This window comes from Flavobacterium sp. FlaQc-28 (assembly GCF_044007415.1).
Lineage (GTDB): Bacteria > Bacteroidota > Bacteroidia > Flavobacteriales > Flavobacteriaceae > Flavobacterium.
In genome coordinates, this window is sequence record NZ_JBIPCM010000030.1 from 1 (window position 1) to 288 (window position 288).

The window sequence follows — 288 nt, forward strand, 5'->3', positions numbered from 1 at the left end:
GGCTGCGCCTGCTCTGTTACTGAAACTGTCGAAACAGCATCAACAGTACATGGAGCTGTAGCCGCCACAGTATAAGTATACGTTCCTGCTCCTGCGAAAGCTGGAGACCAAGTTCCTCCTGCATCTGCACTTCCGCCTAACTGAGCGAATAATGCCGCTGCTGTTACAGTGCTGCCTGAACAAATCGTTAATGTTCCGTTTGTTCCTGCATCTGGCTGCGCCTGCTCTGTTACTGAAACTGTCGAAACAGCATCAACAGTACATGGAGCTGTAGCCGCCACAGTATAA

Annotated in this window: 1 protein-coding gene; it reads right to left on the minus strand. The window is 50.3% G+C overall.

What is annotated here, in order from left to right; genetic code table 11:
- On the minus strand, positions 1-288 hold a 288-nt coding region (locus tag ACHRVL_RS23045), incomplete at both ends, for a hypothetical protein (RefSeq protein ID WP_395415598.1).